Here is a 17,588-nt window from a genome sequence, read left to right as displayed (position 1 = left end):
TATTCAATAAGACGCCGCTTTGCGCAAAGGGATTTTCTTTTTTCGCGGGGTGCCGCAAAGCCATCGCAGTGAGCTGCCTTCCTGGGCACATCCCCGGTCAGCGACGGTCAGATACCATCGTAAGGCGATAGACTACTAAATCAATAGATTATATTAATAGTAGGTAAGCGGCATATCCATTCAGGAGCACACCCTTGTCAAGAAGTTCACCTTTATCGAGACCACGCGGCCCAAATGTGCCGGCGGTCGAATGGCAGACGATCGTCCTGGCGGTCACGATCTACTCGTGCTTCCTGGCGCTAACGTGGTTCTGGGATACGCTGCCTCTTGTGTTCGTGTTTGTCGCCGGCGGCTGGGTCGTTGCCTGGCACGGATCCCTTCAGCACGAGGTGATGCATGGCCATCCGACGCGCAAACGCTGGATCAACGACGCGATCGGCTGGCCGCCTTTGTCCCTGTGGCTGCCCTATGCGATCTACAGGGAAGGGCACCTCACGCATCACCGCGACGAGCACCTGACCGATCCGATCGAAGATCCCGAATCGTCCTACTTCACCCAGGCTGCCTGGACGCAGCTCGGACCGATCGGACGTCTGCTGGCGCAATGGAACACGACCCTACTCGGACGGCTGATGATCGGCCCCGCGGTGATGATCCTCAATTTTCTCGTACAAGAGGGGCGGCAGATTTTGTCCGGCGACCGTAGGCGCGCTGCTATCTGGCTGAGACACGGGGTCGGCGTGGTGGTCGTGCTGACCTGGGTGCTGGTGGTCTGCGACATGCCTATCTGGCTCTACCTTCTCGGATTCGTCTATCTCGGTGCCGCCCTCAGCAGATTGCGCTCCTACGCCGAGCACCGCTATGCCGACAACCATGAAGAACGCACGGCAATCGTCGAGAACAGCCCGCTCTTCGGCCTCCTGTTTCTCTACAACAACCTGCATGTTCTGCATCACCAAAGGCCTGCGGTCCCATGGTACCGGATTCCTGCTCTCTATCGCCAGGACAGGGACGCGCTCGTCGGATTGAACGGTGGCTTGGTCTATGATGGCTACACGGATGTTGCCCGCCGCTATTTCCTGAACGCACACGACGATCCGCGCCATCCAAGACATCTGGCGCCTGGTGAGAACGGCGCGTCGGTGGCACTGCAATAAGATTGCGTGCGGGAACATTCCGGTCCGCATCAAGGATGACCAGGTCGATCTGCAGGCTTTTCAGAACGTGCGAAGGACCGCGGTGACACAGTTCGCGGTCTGGTTTTCTGAACCGCTGCCCAAGGTAGCCGTTGTCGCTCTGTCAGCGAACGGGAACTGCCGAACCTCGGTTGGAACCGGGCACGTCGCTGGCACAGCGAAAGCCCATGTGTCCGGTCGACGTGTCTTCGTCGTTGAAGCTGCGCGCGGCATTGCGGTAGCGGTTGCAGTAGGAGGCGTGGCAGAGGTAGGAGCCACCCTTTATCACACGGGCCACTCCTGTATCGGGACCGCGCGGATTGTTGCGTGTTTCCGTCCGCTCCGCCGCATGCCAGGACGCGCTCCACCGGTCCGCTGTCCATTCCCAGACATTTCCCGAAGTGTTCCAAAGGCCGTAGGCGTTGGGTTGGAAGCTGCGCACGGGTGCCGTCGCGAGAAAGCCATCCTCCGCAGTGTTCCGCGTCGGAAATTCACCCTGCCAGATGTTGCAGCGGTGTTCGCCTGCCGGCTCAAGTTCGTCCCCCCACGGGAACCGCTCTCCATCCAGGCCGCCGCGGGCGGCCTTTTCCCATTCCGCCTCGGTCGGCAGCCGCTTGCCTGCCCACAACGCATAGGCGGAAGCATCACGCCAGGACAGATGGACGACCGGATGGTCCTCGCGACCGGCTAGCCCCAAACCCGGCCCGTCAGGTGCACGCCAGTTCGCGCCGCGCACGGCGAGCCACCAGGGAACGGCCGGAACGCCGGCATCCATGATCGCGCCAGCGGCTGCGGGATGCAGGGCGGCATGAAAGACATAGGACCACCCAAAGTGTTCCGCATCGGTTTCATGTCCGGTCTCCGCGACGAAGCGCTCGAACGCGGCATTGGTTACCGCGGTCCTGTCGATCAGGAACGCATCGACGTGGACCGATCGCGCCGGTCCCTCGCCATCGGCCGGAAAGCCATCGGGGCCGTCGTCGCCCATCCGAAACAGTCCCGAGGGGATCAATGCCATGTCCCCTTGGTCGAAGCTCGCGCCTTCACCGGACTGGGCAGAAGCCTGCGGGGCTTGCGGCACACGAACTTCCCCGCGCGGAACGCAGCATGTCTTGCGGTTATGCTCCTCCATGACCACGTCCAACCTGCCCATCACGGTAGTCTTGCAGGAGGTCCAGGGCGCTGAGCCGATGCTGGCGCTGGTACCGTTCGGGATGCATGTTTATGCGAGGGGTGCTTCCTTCGATGTCGAAAATCCACTTCAGAAGTCGAGACCGAAGGTCAGCCGTGACTTCGGCAAACGCAGGCATTCCGATCAGGTTCACCAACTCGTACGGGTCGCTTTCGAGGTCATAGAGGGCAAACTCGTCGTATTCGGCAGCCTCGGACTGTGCTGCGTCGTAGGGGGCAGTGACCGCATACTTCCAGCGCGCGGTCCGGATCGCACGCCCGGTCTCCGTTTCGGAAATCTGGACAAAGCTTTCCTGCCGCCAGTCGGATTTCGGATCGCGCAGGAGCGGCAGGATTGACCGGCCCTGCATCGTCTCGGGTATCGGCAGACCTGCTGCATCAATCAGCGTCGGCGCAATGTCTGTCGTGTTGACCAACGCGCGCATCCGCCCGCCGCTGTCGAAGCCCGGTCCCGTGAATGCCATCGGAACGCGGATGGATGATTCATGGCAGGAGCGCTTGTATTCGTCGTTTCGAGTCTTGAAGTGGCAGCCATGGTCCGAGGTGAAGAGGACGATGGTGTCCTCCTCCAGGTTCAGGCTCTTGAGCGCGTCCAGCAGCCTGCCAAAGGCTTCGTCGAGACGCTTTACCATTCCGTAGTAGCCGGCGAGATGCCAGCTTGACGTGCCCTGCAGCGCTTGAAGGTCTGCCGGCACCCACAAGCGCTTCTGCAGTTCCTCCCGACAGCCCGTGGGTGCCGGATAGTCGTCGGTATTGTTCTGGTGATGCGGTTCCAGGAAGGAGAGGAACAGCAGGAACGGCTCTTCCTTGTGGGCGTCAACGTAGCGGATGGCTGCATCCGTCATCGCATCAACGCGGTAGCCCGGCAATCTGTGCTCTGTCCCGTCACCATCGGTGAGCCGCGTATCGTAGGCGTCCGAGACGAACTCGAGATGGTTTGCTGCCAGCCACTCGTCATAGCCGCCGCGCAGGCCGGCGGGAACCGGATCCTGTCCGGCCAGATGCCATTTCCCGATATAGCCTGTGCGATAGCCGTTCTCGGAAAAGACGCGCGCCAGTGTCGGCAGTTGCGGGTCCAGCGGTATCTCGTTGCGGAACACGCCGGCTGCCGTCGCGTAGCGTCCTGTCTGCAGGGCGGCACGCGAAGGGCCGCAGAGCGGCTGGCACGCAAATGCATTGGCCACGTGGGTGCCCATCTGCGCGATCCGGTCGAAGTTTGGCGTCAGTCCCATGGGATTGCCGTGCACTCCGGTTGTGTCGAACCGCTGCTGATCTGTGAAGAAGACGATCACGTTTGGTCGTTTGGCCACCACCTGCTCCAATGCTTGTCAAAGGAGAGGGAACGTAGCGGTGCCCTGACCACCCGGGAAATGAAAATAGAGACCGTTGGTCATGACCAATTTTCATCGCGCAATGGTGAGCAGAGCTCTTCTAGTATCTCTATCGCACGCTGGATGATGGGGTAGCCCAGCGATGACTTCCTGATCCAGAGACCGGATTCGAAGGACCACAATGGCGCCGCCAAAGGCAGCTGGCGCAATCCGCGCTCGTGGGCCAGTGACCGGACGGGGTCGGCCGCTGCCGTCAACGCCGTGGAGTTGGCGACGATGTCGAGGCAGGCTTCGATTGCATGTGCCGTCAGTCCAATCCTTGGCGGCTGCAGGCGAAGGTCATCATAGGCACGCCTGAGGCGACCTGCCGTGTGGTCGTCGCGGTGAAGGGTCACCCAGGGGCACGGCGCGGTGTCCGCCAGCGTTACGTTCTGTCTTTCGTAGAGAGGACTGAGTGGCCCTGCAAAGACGACGACGTTCGCGGAGAGGAGGGGATGGGTGACGATCCCCTCCGGCGGTGCCCCCACCAGAGCGCCGAGGATCAGGTCGATCTCGCCCCGCATCAACTCCGGGCGCGTGGGCGCCAGGAGATCCGCGCGCAGCTCGATCATCGTGTGCGGAAACTCGCTGTGAAGCTGGCTGACCAGGCGGGCGGCCAGTCCGCTTTGATAGGCAACGCCCGCCACTATCCGCAGGATTGCCTTTTCCTGCCGCCGCTCCGCGGCCATTTCTTCGACCGCGAAGCGATACTGATTTTCAATCGCTTCGGCGCGCTGCAGGAACCGCTTTCCGGTGTCGTTCAGGAACATGCCACGGGCGGTCCGCATGAAAAGTTCCGCTCCGAGCTCGGATTCGAGTCGGCGGATCGTTTTCGTAACAGCGGGCTGAGTGAGACCAATTTCCTCCGAAGCGGCGGTCAAATTGCCCTTTCTTGCTACGGAAAGGAAGGCTCGAAGATTTCTATCCATGTCATTCCGTCAGGTTATCGCTCGTGCCCAGTGAATTCATTTTACATCATCATCCCGCCGGTTGTTTTGTCAATAAAGTCTATAAAGTATGTCGTCTGTTCGGCATACGAACGGAGGTATGAAGCGATGAAAAAGACACCCGGCTGGGCCTGCCAGCGCTGGCGGCTGAAACTGAGCGCGGCGCTGCTCGCCGTGGGTTTTGCGGCGACACCCGTTCTGGCGCAGGAAGACTTTCCTGATGTCGGCGAGCAGGTGCCGATCACAGTTCTGATCAACGCATCGCCCTGGTTCTCGGGCTACGAAGCGGCGGTCGCCCTTTACGAGGAGCAGACCGGGAATGTGGTGGAGCTGGATGTCACACCTTACTCCGGCATGCTGGAAAAGGCCCGCAACGCGGTACGCGGCGCGGAGAGCACACACCAGTTGCTGAACATCGACGGCGGCTGGACGGTCGAATTCTACGAGGCCGGCACGCTGACGCCGCTCAACGAAATCGATCCGGAGTTCAAACTCCCGCAAGAGGTCTTTGCCTGCGGTCTCACGCACTGGTGGAACGCCGAGAAGCGCTGGCGCACGCCCGAAGGGGGCGCGCTATACGGTGTACCGCCGAACTGCAACACGCACATGCAGGTCTATCGCACGGACATCTACGAACAGGCCAAGCTTACGCCGCCGGTTTCGGTGGACGACGTTGCGGGGAACTGCAAGGCCGTCCAGGAAGCTTCGGGACTTTATGGTTACGTCACCCGCGGCGAGCGAGGCTCGATCCGCTTCGAGTGGTCTCCCTATCTCCTGGCGCACGGCGCCGATATCGCGGCAGACATGGAGAACGGTGACTACACCGTGACCGTGAACAGCCCCGAGGCGTTGACCGCCCTCACCAAGTTCCTTGCGATCCTGAAGGGATGCGGACCGGACAACGTTGCCGCCCTCACGCAGAACGACGTTATCCAGCTCATGGCTGCCGGCAAGGCTGCCGAGATCCAGGTCGTCGTTGCGGCCATGTCGAGCCTGACAGATCCCGCCAAGTCCGTCGTTGCCGGCAAGCTCGGCGCGGTGCCGAACCCTATCGTCGACGGGAAGAAGCTTCCGTCGCCCATCGGCAACTGGGTCTCGGCGATCCCGCAGAATATCTCGAAGGAACAGAAGGAAGCGGCTCTGGCTTTCCTGAAATGGTTTGTGTCGAAGCCGGCCCAGGAGGCCTATGTCGAAGCGGGTGGTGTGCCCATCCGGGGAGACGTGCTGGAACCGCTTGCGGACGAGCAGGACTACTTCTGGGTGAAGGCCTATCTGTCGAACCTCGACGGAGCGGTGAGCCTGTTCGGCTATTCCGAAGCGGCCGAGGTCAACGAGGTGCTGGGGCTCCGGCTGAACCAGGCGCTGATCGGGGAACTCACCCCTGCCGCCGCGCTGAATACCGCGGCCGCCGAAATCGAGGCGATCTTCCGCAAGTCAGGTCGCAAGACCGGTCGCCTGCCTGACCTCGCGGAATGAACCGAGCGGGAACGATGACTGCAAGCTCAGCCATTCTGGACGAAGCGGAGCGCCCCGCAAGGGCGCTCCGTCGCAAGCAGCTCTTTCGTCGGGTCGCACTCTGGCCCGCGGTGATCTTGCTGGTCCTGCTCACTGTCGTGCCTATGCTCAATCTGTTCGCCATGGCACTGGCCGAGATCTCGATCTCGCGCGGACAAACGGAATGGGCGTTCAAGCCGTTGGCCAATCTGAGCCTGCTTCTGGATGACACCCTGTTCCTGACGGCTACGCTGAATACCCTTGTCTTCACGGTTCTTTCGGTTTCCGTGGAGCTCGTGCTGGGCATCGGCCTCGCGCTTCTTGCCGCCTCGGTTCGTCGTGGCAAGGGATTGATCCGGACAGTCACGATCCTGCCTATCCTCGTTTCCCCGGTCGCTATCGGAGCAATGTGGAGATTGATCTACAGCTACGATTTTGGTCCGCTCAACCAGATCCTCGAGGCGCTCGGCTTCGCCAAGGTGGGTTGGCTCTCTGAAACCTCGATCGCCTTGCTGTCGGTCGTCGTGGTCGACGTCTGGCATTGGACGCCTCTGGTGTTCCTCATCCTCTTTGCCGGCGTCGAGGGATTGCCGCGCGAGGTGATCGAGGCTGCAAGGATCGACGGAGCCAATCGCCGCCAGCTTATGCGCCATATCGTCCTGCCGCTGCTGGCACCGGCCATCGCGGTGGCCTTCATCTTCCGTACCATTGCTGCCTTCAAGGTATTCGACCAGATCGTGCTCTTGACCGGCGGCGGACCCGGCACGTCGACCGAAGTGCTCAGCCTGAGGCTCTACAAGGTTTTCTTCGAGCAGAATGTGATGGGTTACGGCGCGCTTCTGTCGGTTGTCACCATTGCGATGGTCCTGGCTTTTCTGTTGACGGCACGGTTCGGACTGCGCTGGCTGGAGGCGCGAAATGCTTGAATTGAGAGGCCGCAGTCTTGTTCTCGGCCATGTGCTCCTGGCGCTCTCGGTTGTCTTCACGCTGACGCCGTTCCTCTACATCCTGGCGACGTCGTTCAAGACGGAAATATCGATCGCCACGGGCGACATCCTGTTCGATCCGACGTTGGGCAACTATCAGCAGGTGCTTTTCGGGCGCCGCTCGAATTTTGTCCGCAACCTGTTCAACAGCGTCACCGTGGCCGCGGTCAGTACCGTCATCACGCTTGCTATCGGGCTGCTCGCGGCCTACGCGCTGGAACGCCAGCAGCATTCCCGGCTGATCTCGCGGCTGTTTCTGGGGTGGACGCTCGTCTTCCACGTCGTGCCCACGCTCACCCTGATAGGGCCGTGGTATCTGATCTTCCGCTGGCTCGATCTCTACAACACGCTGACGGCACTCGTTCTGGTCCATGTGGTACTGAACCTGCCGCTGACCGTCTGGCTGCTCATGGGCTTCATCCGCGACATCCCCGTCGAACTGGAGGACGCTGCCCGTGTTGACGGCTGTACGCCGTTCCAGGTCTTTCGGAAGGTGGTCCTGCCGCTCGTGACGCCGGGGCTCATCGCGGCCGGGGTACTCGCCTTCGTGTTCAGCTGGAACGAGTTTTCGGTCGCCCTGACCCTCGCTTCGCGGGCTGCGGCAACCGTGCCGATCGGGATTGCGCAGTTTGCCCAGCAATTTGAAATCCAAAACGGCCCCATGGCCGCCGCCTCCATGATCGCAATCCTGCCGGCGCTGGTCCTGATGATCTTTGGCCAGCGCTTCGTGGTCCAGGGTCTCACCGGCGGTGCCTTGAAATAGAGGAAGCAATGGCAAGAGTTGACCTTAAAGGAATCGTCAAGACGTTCGGGAAGTCGCAAGTGCTCTCCCAAATCACCCTCGATATCAGGGACGGGGAGTTTCTCGTTCTCGTCGGGCCCTCGGGTTGCGGAAAATCAACGCTGCTGCGGGTGATTGCGGGCCTCGAAGACGCAGACGCGGGTACCGTGCGCATAGACGGACGAGACGTTGATGGTCTTGAGCCCCGTGAACGCGATGTCGCGATGGTGTTCCAGTCCTATGCGCTCTATCCACACATGACCGTTCGCCAGAATATCGGGTTCAGCCTGACGCTCTCGGGTCGGCCGAAAGCCGAGATCGATGCGGCCGTGGAGGATGCGGCGCGTCTTCTCGGCCTCGGGGCGCTTCTTGATCGCAAGCCGCGCCAGCTCTCTGGTGGACAACGACAACGCGTCGCGATGGGCCGGGCGATTGTGCGCAAGCCCGCACTTTTCCTGTTCGACGAGCCACTTTCCAATCTGGATGCGAAGCTGCGCGTCCAGATGCGGACCGAGATACGGGCGCTGCACGAGCGTCTCGGCGCCACTTCTATCTACGTGACGCATGACCAGGTGGAGGCCATGACGATGGCCGATCGTATCGTGGTGCTGGACCGCGGGCAGATCGTCCAGATCGGAACACCGCTCGAGGTCTACGCGAACCCGGCAAGCCGCTTCGTGGCCGAGTTCATCGGTGCGCCGGGGATCAACATCCTGGATGGGGAGATTGCCGTGGACGGGACCGTCCGCGCAGGTCGCCTCGTCCTTGGCCGGAGTTCCGCGGCGCCCGGACCGGTAGATATCGGCATCCGTCCGGAAGACCTTGTTCCCGGCGAGCCGAACGCACCCGACACCCTGCCGCTGACCTTCGACATCGTCGAGCACCTCGGCGCGGAGACTTACGTCTTCGGCAACCGCGATGGTCGGCAGATCTGCTGGCGCAGGCCCGGTTCGCAGGGGCGAGCCGGCGAGACGGTCTGGTTGCGGCCAGAACCGGGCCGCGTCCATCTCTTTGCCAAGTCCACCGGCAGCACCCTGCCGCAGCTTACCGGAGCTCCCTGATTATGAAAGCCGTCTTCCTGCTATTCGACAGTCTCAACCGTCATCTTCTCGGGCCCTACGGCGGAACCGCCGTGTCGACGCCGAACTTCGACCGGTTGGCGGCTCGTTCGGTGGTCTTCGACAAGCACTATGTCGGATCGATGCCCTGCATGCCCGCGCGGCGTGACATGATGACCGGGCGGCTATCGTTCCTGCATCGAAGCTGGGGCCGCTCGAACCCTTCGACAACGCCTTCCCGGAGATCCTGCACAACTCGGGCGTCCATTCCCACCTGGTGACAGATCACTATCACTATTGGGAGGACGGCGGGGCCACCTATCACAATCGCTACACCACGTTCGAATTCGTCCGCGGCCAGGAGGCCGATCCGTGGAAGGTCGACAAGTCCAAGGACCTTGCCGAGCTCAGCGAAAAGTACCACCCCAAGCAACGGGGCGGCGGGATCAAGCACGTCTTCGAGCCCTATATCGTCAACCGCGAATTCGTCAACGCGGAGGAGGATTTCCCCTCCTACAAGACATTCGCGCACGGTCTCGATTTCCTTGCGAAGAACCACGCGGCGGACAACTGGCTGCTTCAGATCGAGACCTTCGACCCTCATGAACCCTTCCATGCCCCCGACCGCTTCAAGGAGGCTTTCAGAACCGGGTGGAACGGACCTATCAGGGACTGGCCGACATATGGCAGGGGCAACGACGAACCGGGCGAGGGGGATGAGCTTCGCGCCAACTATCGCGCCACCCTCGCGCATTGCGACCATCTGCTCGGCAAGCTGCTCGACGCTTTCGACGAATACGGCCTCTGGGAGGACACGGCGCTCATCCTGACCACCGACCACGGCTTTCTTCTCGGGGAGCATGACCTGTGGGCGAAGAACCGGATGACGATGTACCAGGAGATCGCCAACATCCCGCTGTTCATCCACGACCCGCGCGCGCCGCGCTCTGTCCGTATCGGCGAGGTGACCCAATCCATCGACATCGCCCCTACGTTGCTGGCGTTGTTCGGTCTCCCTCCGGCCGAGGAGATGAAGGGGCGGGCGCTCGTCGGCGAGACGCACCATGACGCAGTGATATTCGGTTACTTCGGCGGTGCCGTGAACATCACAGACGGCGTCTACACTTATCACCGTTACCCCGAGGATATCCGCACGCAGGAGATATATCAGTACACGCTGATGCCGACCCATCTGAAGACGCGCTTCACGCCGGAGGAATTGTGCGAAGCCAGGCTGCATCCGCCGTTCGACTGGACCAAGGACGTGCCATTGCTTCAGATCCCGGTGCAGACGCGCTCGCCGTTCTACATGAACTACGGCCCCGGCAGCCTTATCGAGAGCGATACGCGGCTCTACAATGCTGCTGTCGATCCCCAACAGGCGCACGCGCTGGATGACCCCGAGACGGAAGCACGCCTCATCGCCCGTTTGATCGAGCTGATGGAAGAAAACGATGCTCCGCCTGAAGCCTATCGGCGTATCGGGCTCCCGGTACCCGATCGGACGCAACCTGCGGCGGAATAGGACCGCCGGAGGGCCACGGCCGCAGGCGCATTGGCCCGCACGGGCACGCATCGTCACGTCGATGCGTGCCCGTCGGAGCGGTCCCGCCGACATGGCCGCTCCGCATGGGCTTCGCTCGGGATCGAATTCTTCTGGCGGAAGTCACTGGCCGGGAGCCGACGCCTTCATGAAATCGACGAAGGCGCGCAGTACGGCAGGCATCTGTCGCCGGCTCGGATAGTACAGATAGAAGCCGCCATAGTAGGGACACCAGTCCTCGAGCACCCGCACGAGCCGCTTCTCTTCGATGTAAGGCGAGACCTGGTCCTCGAAGGCGTAGGCGACGCCGGTGCCGAGGAGTGCGGCGTCGACCATCATGTCCTGGTCGCCGACGACCAGCGGTCCGTTCACCTCGACGGCAACTTCCATGCCGCCGCGCTCGAACTCCCATTCGTAGAGCCGGCCGCTGCCGAAGCGCAGGCCGATGCAGGGAAGCGCCTTCAGATGCTCCGGGGCGGTCGGCCTCGGATAGCGCTCGAAAAGGGCGGGGGCCGCCACGATCGCGGTTCGCTGGCGCGGGCCGATCGGAACCGCGATCATGTCCTGGGCAATCACCTCGCCGAAGCGGACGCCCGCATCGAATCCTTCGGAGACCATGTCGACCAGATCGTTCTCGACGGTGATCTCGATGCTGACCCTGGGATGGATCTCCAGAAAGCGGGCGACGAGGGGCAGCAGCACCATCTTCGATGATGTGCGGGCAGCGTTGATCCTGAGCCGCCCGACAGGCGTGCCGCGCAGGTTGTTCAGATCATCGAGCGCATCCTCGATGTCGCGAAATGCCGGGGCAATGCGTGCAAGCAGTCGCTCCCCGGCTTCCGTTAAAGCGACGCTGCGGGTGGTACGATTGAAGAGGCGCAGGTCAAGGCGCCCCTCCAGTGCCTTGATCGCATGGCTCAGCGCCGATGGCGTGCAGCCGATCTCATCTGCTGCACGACGGAAGCTGCGATGGCGCGCGAGCGTCAGGAACGGGGACAGGTCCGAAGGTGATATGGATGGCATTGGTGAAATTTACTCACTAACACGTGGATAATCCAGTGGATTATCTCATCAGATCCTCCGAGGTAAAACAATCCCAGCCGCAGATGATGGAGCGGCGATACCAGCTAGGAGGTTCAAATGCATACGTGGTTCATTACAGGAGCATCCCGCGGCTTTGGTGCCCTAATCGTTGAAAAGGCGCTGGCCAAGGGCGACCGGGTCGTCGCAACTGCGCGCAATCCCAAGGGGATCGTCGAACGCTTTGGAGAGCAGCCCAACCTCCTTGCCGTTGCCCTCGACGTCACCGACGAAACACAGGCGTATGAGGCGGTAAGGCAAGCCATTGCCCGGTTCGGGCGGATCGACATTCTCGTCAACAATGCGGGCTACGGATTGCTCGGGGCGGTCGAGGAGGCAAGCGGGGCAGAGATCGAGGCCCTCTATCGCACGAACGTCTTCGGGCTCCTCGCCGTTACCCGCGCGGTGCTCCCGCACATGCGCCGCCAGCGATCCGGGCGCATTCTCAACTTTTCTTCGATCGGCGGCTATCGAAGCGGGCCTGGATTCGGCGTTTACTGCTCGACGAAGTTCGCGGTCGAAGGGTTGACGGAGGCCCTTGCCGAGGAACTGGGACCGCTCGGCATCCATGCCACTGCGATCGAGCCGGGCTACTTCCGCACAGACTTCCTGGACTCGACCTCGCTCACGGTAAGCCCGATCCAGATCGACGACTATTCCGGGACAGCAGGGCTCGTGCGGCAGAAAGCGCAGGAGATCAGCCACAACCAGCCCGGCAATCCAGACGCGTTGGTCGACGTCTTGATATCCTTCGTCGATGCCGAGAACCCGCCGATCAGGCTTCCGCTCGGCAGCGACACCGTCGCCGCGATCGAGGCAAAGCATGTGTCGGACGGCGAGATTCTCACCGCGTGGCGTCCGGTATCCGTCTCTACTGATTTCCTGCCGGCCGCATGACATCCGGCAGACAGGGGCGCCTACCCAGCCAAGTCGGAGGCGCCCCGCGGTATTTCCAATGCGCTGCGGTGAGATGATCCTGAACTGGGGATCTCGGGAGACCCCACTTCATGCCATCCGGCGCAGATCGCTTCCGGCGTCCTAGGTCTCGACGACCGCCGTCGCCATGATCTCCAGCCGAATGCCTGCTGACAGGAGGTCTGTGACGACGGTTGCGCGCACGGGGTAGGGCGCGGAGAAGAACGTGCGGTAGACGCGGTTCATGCCGGGGGCATCCGCCTTGTCGATCAGATACGCCTGTATCTGCACGACGTCGGCGAGTGTGCCCCCAGCGGCCGCCAGCGCCTGCCGCAGATTGGCAAACACCTGGCGAGCCTGCGTTTCGATATCACCGGTGACGAGTTCGCCAGTTTCGGGGTTCTTGGCGATGTGGGCCGAGCGCACGATGCGGCCGGCCTTGACCGTTCCGCTGAGGGGTGCCTTCGACGCGAAGATGCCGGTTTCGACTTTTTCAAACATGTACGATTTTCCTGAGGAAAGTGGCGCCGGGTCCTTCTGGGGCATTCCAGCGGCACGCGCAGCTCACTTCGCGGCTTCTCCGAGAACGGCGTGCGCAAGGATTTCGATCCTGAGGCCCTCGGCCAGGAGTTCCTTCACGACGACGGTCGCGCGCACCGGATAGGGCTCCTTGAAATACTCTGCATAGACCTTGTTCATGCCCGCCGAGTCCGTCTTTTCTACGAGGAAGACCTGTACCTGCACCACGTCGGCAAGCGTTCCGCCGGCGGCGCGAATGGCGATGTCGAGGTTCCCGAGCGTGCGGCGCGTCTGGGTTTCGATGTCACCGAGGACGAGACCACCGTTGACCGGGTCTTCGGATACATGGACCGACCAGACGAGGTTGCCGGCGCGGACGACTTCGCTGACCGGAACATCGGATGGATCCGAGCCGGTATCGATGGCTTCAAACATGTCATTCTCCGTTTTCTGCTGTGGGCGCGGGTGTCGCGCCGCTTCATTTCGTTGCGTACCGAGGATGCAGCCGAAATTCGGCGCGCGGAGTGCCCGCCAACACTCCGCGCTGCCCCGCCACCCAGCTTACGCGGGAACCGCGTCGAACCGCGTGACGAATTTGGTGCTCAAGTAACCGTCGAAGGTTTCCTCGCCCCCCTCACTGCCGTAGCCGCTGTCATTGATGCCGCCAAACGGCGTTTCGGGCAGGGCCAGTCCGAAGTGGTTGATGCTGACCATGCCGGCAGCAAGTGCACGGGCCGTGTTTTGGGCACGGCTGCTCGATCCGGTGAAGACGTATGAGGCGAGACCGAAGGGCAGGCTGTTGGCGCGGCGGATCACCTCGTCGAAATCGCCGAAGGGTGTTGCGACCGCAATCGGCCCGAAAGGCTCTTCGTTCATCAAGCGGAGCGCGTCCGTGCCGCCGGCAACCACGGTGGGGGCATAGAAATAACCGGCGTTGCCGATCCGTGTACCGCCGGCGACGATTTCGGCGCCCTGTTCGCGCGCGTCCTGTACGAAGCTCTCCATGGCAGTAACCCGCCGCGCATGGCACAGCGGGCCCATTTGCACGCCATCGTCAAATCCGTTGCCGACCTTCGTCTCGGCGACCTTCTCCGCGAAGCGTGCCACGAAGCGGTCATATGCCTTCGCCTGCACATAGAACCGGGTCGGGGATATGCAGACCTGGCCGGCATTGCGGATCTTCTGGGCCGCGAGGGCTTCGGCGGCTGCATCGATATCAGCGTCGTCGTAGACGATGACGGGCGCATGCCCGCCGAGCTCCATGGTGGAGCGCTTCATGTGGCGTCCGGCAAGCGAGGCCAGCAGTTTGCCGACCTCCACGGATCCGGTGAACGAGATCTTCTTCACCTCGGGAGATGAAAGAAGCGTCTCGGAAATGTGGGTAGAGGAACCCCAGACGATGTTGAGACAACCGTCCGGCAAGCCGGATTCCTGCATCAGCCGTGCGATTGCGACCGTGGAGGAGGGCGATTCCGCCGGCCCCTTGAGGATAATCGTGCAGCCGCTCGCGAGCGCCGCCACGACCTTGCGCAGTGCCTGGCTGAAGGGGAAGTTCCACGGCGTGAACGCGATGCAGACCCCGACCGGTTCGCGTACGACAAGCTGCTGCACGCGCGGATCGCGCGAGGGAATTACCCGGCCGTAGATGCGGCGTGCCTCTTCAGCGTGCCAGTCGGCATGGTCTGCGGCAAAACGGATCTCGCCGATTGCTTCGGCGAGCGGTTTGCCCTGGTCGCGCGTCATGCTGCGGCCGATCTCGTCGGCGTGCTTGCGGGCGAGGTCGGCGAAACGGCGCAGGATCTGGCCCCGCTCGAGCGGGGAACGATCCTTCCATTTCTCGAAGGCGCGCTGGGCGGAGGCGACGGCCTCGGCAAGGTCGGCATCCGTCGCGTGCGGCAGATGGCCGATAACCTGGCCGGTCGCGGGGTCGAGAACCTCGCCACGCCGCTCGGCATCGTAGATCCAGCGGCCACCGATCAGCATGCCGAGCCGCTCGTAGGCGAAGGATGTGTTGTCTGAGGTCATGGTCGGCCTCTTCTCAGGACATGTAGCCCTGGGCGCGCGCCCAGGCGAGGGTGTCGTCGAGCGCGAGCTGCATGCGGCTCATGAGGTCGTCGATCTGTTCCTCGTTGATGATCATGGCGGGGCAGAGGCTCACCATGTCGCCGAGACCGCGGGTCAGGACGCCACGCTCGGTGGCGAACTTTCCGGCGTGGTTGGCGACCTGCCAGGCAGGCGGAAAATTCTCCTTGGTCGCCTTGTCCTTGACGAACTCAAGGCCGGCGACGAGCCCGACGCCTCGCGCCTCGCCGATCAGCGGATGCTCACCGAGCCTGGCAATGCCTTTCTGGAAGCGGGGCGCCACGGCGCGGACGTGGGAGACGATGTCAATCTCCTGGTAGATCCTCAGCGCCTCGAGCGCGACGGCGGCCGCGACCGGATGTCCGCCATAGGTGTAGCCGTGCGAGAACGTTCCGATCTTGCGGCTCTGGTCAACGAGCGCTTCGGCAATCTTCTCGTTGATCATCAGTGCGGAGATCGGCATGTAGGCCGCCGAAAGCTGCTTGGCGCAACTGATCATGTCGGGCTTCATGCCGTAGGTCTCGGAGCCGAACATGTTGCCGGTGCGGCCGAAACCGCAAATGACCTCGTCGGCAACCAGGAGGATGTCGTATTTCCTGAGGATCGCCTGGATCTTCTCGAAATAGGTCTTCGGCGGTGTGATGACGCCGCCCGACACCATGACCGGTTCGGCGAAGAATGCGGCGATCGTGTCCGGACCTTCCTCCAGAATCAACGCTTCGAGGTTGTCGGCAAGCCGGGTGGCAAAGTCCTCCTCGCTTTCGCCGGGTTCGGCGAAGCGCCAATAGTGCGGGCAGTCAGTGTGGAGGATGTTCGCGATCGGAAGATCGAAGTCGCGGTGGTTGAAGGGCAGGCCGGTGAGGCTCGCCGTCGCGACCGTGACGCCGTGATAGGCCTTGCGCCGGGAAATTATCTTCTTCTTCTTCGGCCGCTCAAGCGCGTTGTTGTAGTACCAGATCAGCTTGATCGCCGTGTCGTTGGCCTCCGAGCCGGAGCCGGCGAAGAAGACCTTCGACATCGGTACGGGTGCCATGGAGAGCAGTGTCTCGGCGAGCCGGATACCGGGTTCCGTCGATTTGTGGGCGAAGGAATGGTAGAACGGCATCGTCTTGAGCTGCCGGGTCGCCGCTTCCACGAGACGGGGTTCGCTGAAGCCGAGGCCGGCGCAGAAGAGCCCGGCCAAGCCCTCGATGTAACGCTTGCCCTCGTCGTCGATGACGTAGATGCCTTCGCCGCCGGTAATCACATGCGGCCCGACCTCCTGGTGTACCGCCAGGTTCGTGTAGGGATGAACCAGGGTTTGCTTGTCCAGGGCGTGCAGGGAATTTGGACGATCGTTCATGGCAGGCTCCATCAGGAATGCACTCGTAGAAACGGAAATGGGCGATCAGGCGATGACGTGGATATCTTCGCTGCGCCAGGTCACGTGGCACTCCGAAGAGCCCGTGAGCCTGCGCGCATCGACGCCCGGAACGCGCATGCGGATCGCCTGCGTGCCGAGCTTGCCGATGACGAGGAGATTGTCGCCATAGTTGATGGTGGTGTCGATCTTGAATGGCCGGCGATCGGGCTGAGCCGCATCGGCGATCCGTATCATCTCCGGACGCAGCAGAAGATCGGCGCGGCTGTTGCGCTCGGCACCGGTTGCCCGCGCTTCGACGACGCCGACTGCGGTTTCGAAGCGGCCATCGCCAAGGGCTGAAGCCTCGATGATGTTACTGTCTCCGATGAAGGAGGCGACGAAGCGGGTCTTTGGCGCGAAGTAGATCTCGTCCGGCGTGCCGATCTGCTCGATACGGCCCTGGTTGAAGACTGCGATGCGGTCGGACATGGTCATCGCCTCGGTCTGGTCGTGGGTGACGTAGACCATGGTGACGCCGAGATCCTTGTGGATGCGCTTGAGTTCCACCTGCATGTGCTCACGCAGCGCCTTGTCGAGGGCGCCGAGCGGCTCGTCGAGCAGGATGATGTCGGGCTCGAAGACGAGGGCACGCGCAAGCGCCACCCGCTGCTGCTGGCCGCCGGACAGCTCGGAAGGGATGCGCTTCTCGAAACCCTGAAGTCCAACCTTCGCCAGCGCCTCGCGGGAGCGGCGTTCCTTTTCCGGCTTCGACACGCCGCGCATGCGCAAGGGAAAGGCGACGTTGTCGGCAATCGTCATGTGCGGGAAGAGCGCGTAGTTCTGGAACACCATGCCGATGTTGCGCTTGTGGGGTGGCAGGTTGTCGATGGCGCGCTCGCCGAGACGGATCTCGCCGCTCGTCGGATGCTGGAAGCCGGCGATCATCATCAGCGTCGTGGTCTTGCCCGAACCCGACGGCCCGAGGAAGGAGACGAATTCGCCGGCCTTGATGTCGAGGGAAACGTCGTCGGCGGCCATGTGCACGCCGTCATAGGACTTGTTGACGTTGCGAAGCGTGAGGGAACGGGCGTTCATTTCTATGCTC

Annotated in this window: 15 protein-coding genes and 1 pseudogene; 7 read left to right on the top strand and 9 right to left on the bottom strand. The window is 62.3% G+C overall.

Features of this window, described 5'->3' with window-relative positions; translation table 11 throughout:
* The first annotated feature begins 236 nt into the window (after positions 1-236).
* Entirely contained in the window at positions 237-1,157 is a 921-nt protein-coding gene (locus tag F3Y30_RS17740; RefSeq protein WP_246752783.1) for a fatty acid desaturase, read from the top strand.
* Between the two features lie 142 nt (positions 1,158-1,299).
* On the opposite strand, the gene F3Y30_RS17735 is transcribed toward F3Y30_RS17740, so the two are convergent.
* The 3 genes from F3Y30_RS17735 to F3Y30_RS17725 all read right to left on the bottom strand — a co-directional run bounded on the left by F3Y30_RS17735 (position 1,300) and on the right by F3Y30_RS17725 (position 4,665).
* Positions 1,300-2,307 (bottom strand): formylglycine-generating enzyme family protein, encoded by a 1,008-nt coding sequence (locus F3Y30_RS17735; protein WP_348649850.1) that lies wholly within the window; start codon positions 2,305-2,307, stop codon positions 1,300-1,302.
* The gene (locus F3Y30_RS17730) at positions 2,294-3,676 is read right to left on the bottom strand and encodes a sulfatase-like hydrolase/transferase (protein ID WP_246752782.1); all 1,383 of its coding nucleotides are present in this window, start codon (positions 3,674-3,676) and stop codon (positions 2,294-2,296) included. The genes F3Y30_RS17735 and F3Y30_RS17730 overlap by 14 nt, the downstream gene beginning before the upstream one ends.
* Before the next feature lie 80 nt (positions 3,677-3,756).
* On the bottom strand, positions 3,757-4,665 hold the full coding sequence (locus tag F3Y30_RS17725) for a LysR family transcriptional regulator (RefSeq protein ID WP_203424014.1): 909 nt from the start codon (positions 4,663-4,665) through the stop codon (positions 3,757-3,759).
* 126 nt (positions 4,666-4,791) lie between these two features.
* On the opposite strand from F3Y30_RS17725, the gene F3Y30_RS17720 reads away from it, so the two are divergent.
* From F3Y30_RS17720 to F3Y30_RS17700, 5 genes and pseudogenes are all read left to right on the top strand, one after another.
* Positions 4,792-6,159 (top strand): extracellular solute-binding protein, encoded by a 1,368-nt coding sequence (locus F3Y30_RS17720; RefSeq protein ID WP_203424013.1) that lies wholly within the window; start codon positions 4,792-4,794, stop codon positions 6,157-6,159.
* A gap of 14 nt (positions 6,160-6,173) precedes the next feature.
* Positions 6,174-7,103, top strand: coding sequence for a sugar ABC transporter permease (locus tag F3Y30_RS17715; protein ID WP_203424012.1), 930 nt, complete (start codon positions 6,174-6,176; stop codon positions 7,101-7,103).
* Positions 7,096-7,926, top strand: a complete 831-nt coding sequence (locus F3Y30_RS17710) for a carbohydrate ABC transporter permease (RefSeq protein ID WP_203424011.1) — start codon at positions 7,096-7,098, stop codon at positions 7,924-7,926. The genes F3Y30_RS17715 and F3Y30_RS17710 overlap by 8 nt, the downstream gene beginning before the upstream one ends.
* A gap of 8 nt (positions 7,927-7,934) precedes the next feature.
* A complete protein-coding gene (gene ugpC, locus F3Y30_RS17705) occupies positions 7,935-9,005 on the top strand; it encodes a sn-glycerol-3-phosphate ABC transporter ATP-binding protein UgpC (RefSeq protein WP_203424010.1) in 1,071 nt (356 codons plus the stop codon).
* A 2-nt stretch (positions 9,006-9,007) separates the two neighbouring features.
* Positions 9,008-10,527: pseudogene (locus F3Y30_RS17700) on the top strand (sulfatase).
* A 141-nt stretch (positions 10,528-10,668) separates the two neighbouring features.
* On the opposite strand, the gene F3Y30_RS17695 reads toward F3Y30_RS17700, so the two are convergent.
* On the bottom strand, positions 10,669-11,568 hold the full coding sequence (locus F3Y30_RS17695) for a LysR family transcriptional regulator (protein ID WP_203424009.1): 900 nt from the start codon (positions 11,566-11,568) through the stop codon (positions 10,669-10,671).
* 117 nt (positions 11,569-11,685) lie between these two features.
* Here F3Y30_RS17695 and F3Y30_RS17690 point away from each other — a divergent pair, with 117 nt between their 5' ends.
* Positions 11,686-12,522: an oxidoreductase gene (locus F3Y30_RS17690; protein WP_203424008.1), complete on the top strand. Its 837-nt coding sequence runs from the start codon at positions 11,686-11,688 to the stop codon at positions 12,520-12,522.
* A gap of 141 nt (positions 12,523-12,663) precedes the next feature.
* On the opposite strand, the gene F3Y30_RS17685 is transcribed toward F3Y30_RS17690, so the two are convergent.
* From F3Y30_RS17685 to F3Y30_RS17665, 5 genes are all read right to left on the bottom strand, one after another.
* Positions 12,664-13,041 carry a RidA family protein gene (locus tag F3Y30_RS17685; protein WP_203424007.1) on the bottom strand — a complete coding sequence of 126 codons (378 nt, stop codon included), beginning with the start codon at positions 13,039-13,041 and terminating at the stop codon, positions 12,664-12,666.
* Positions 13,042-13,104: 63 nt separating this feature from the next.
* Positions 13,105-13,494 (bottom strand): RidA family protein, encoded by a 390-nt coding sequence (locus F3Y30_RS17680; protein ID WP_203424006.1) that lies wholly within the window; start codon positions 13,492-13,494, stop codon positions 13,105-13,107.
* A 126-nt stretch (positions 13,495-13,620) separates the two neighbouring features.
* Positions 13,621-15,084, bottom strand: a complete 1,464-nt coding sequence (locus F3Y30_RS17675) for an NAD-dependent succinate-semialdehyde dehydrogenase (RefSeq protein ID WP_203424005.1) — start codon at positions 15,082-15,084, stop codon at positions 13,621-13,623.
* A 13-nt stretch (positions 15,085-15,097) separates the two neighbouring features.
* On the bottom strand, positions 15,098-16,483 hold the full coding sequence (locus F3Y30_RS17670; RefSeq protein WP_203424004.1) for an aspartate aminotransferase family protein: 1,386 nt from the start codon (positions 16,481-16,483) through the stop codon (positions 15,098-15,100).
* Between the two features lie 45 nt (positions 16,484-16,528).
* Entirely contained in the window at positions 16,529-17,578 is a 1,050-nt protein-coding gene (locus F3Y30_RS17665) for an ABC transporter ATP-binding protein (protein ID WP_203424003.1), read from the bottom strand.
* Between the last annotated feature and the right edge of the window lie 10 nt (positions 17,579-17,588).

This window comes from Sinorhizobium sp. BG8, assembly GCF_016864555.1.
Lineage (GTDB): Bacteria > Pseudomonadota > Alphaproteobacteria > Rhizobiales > Rhizobiaceae > BG8.
This window is presented reverse-complemented; position numbering and strand designations above follow the sequence as displayed.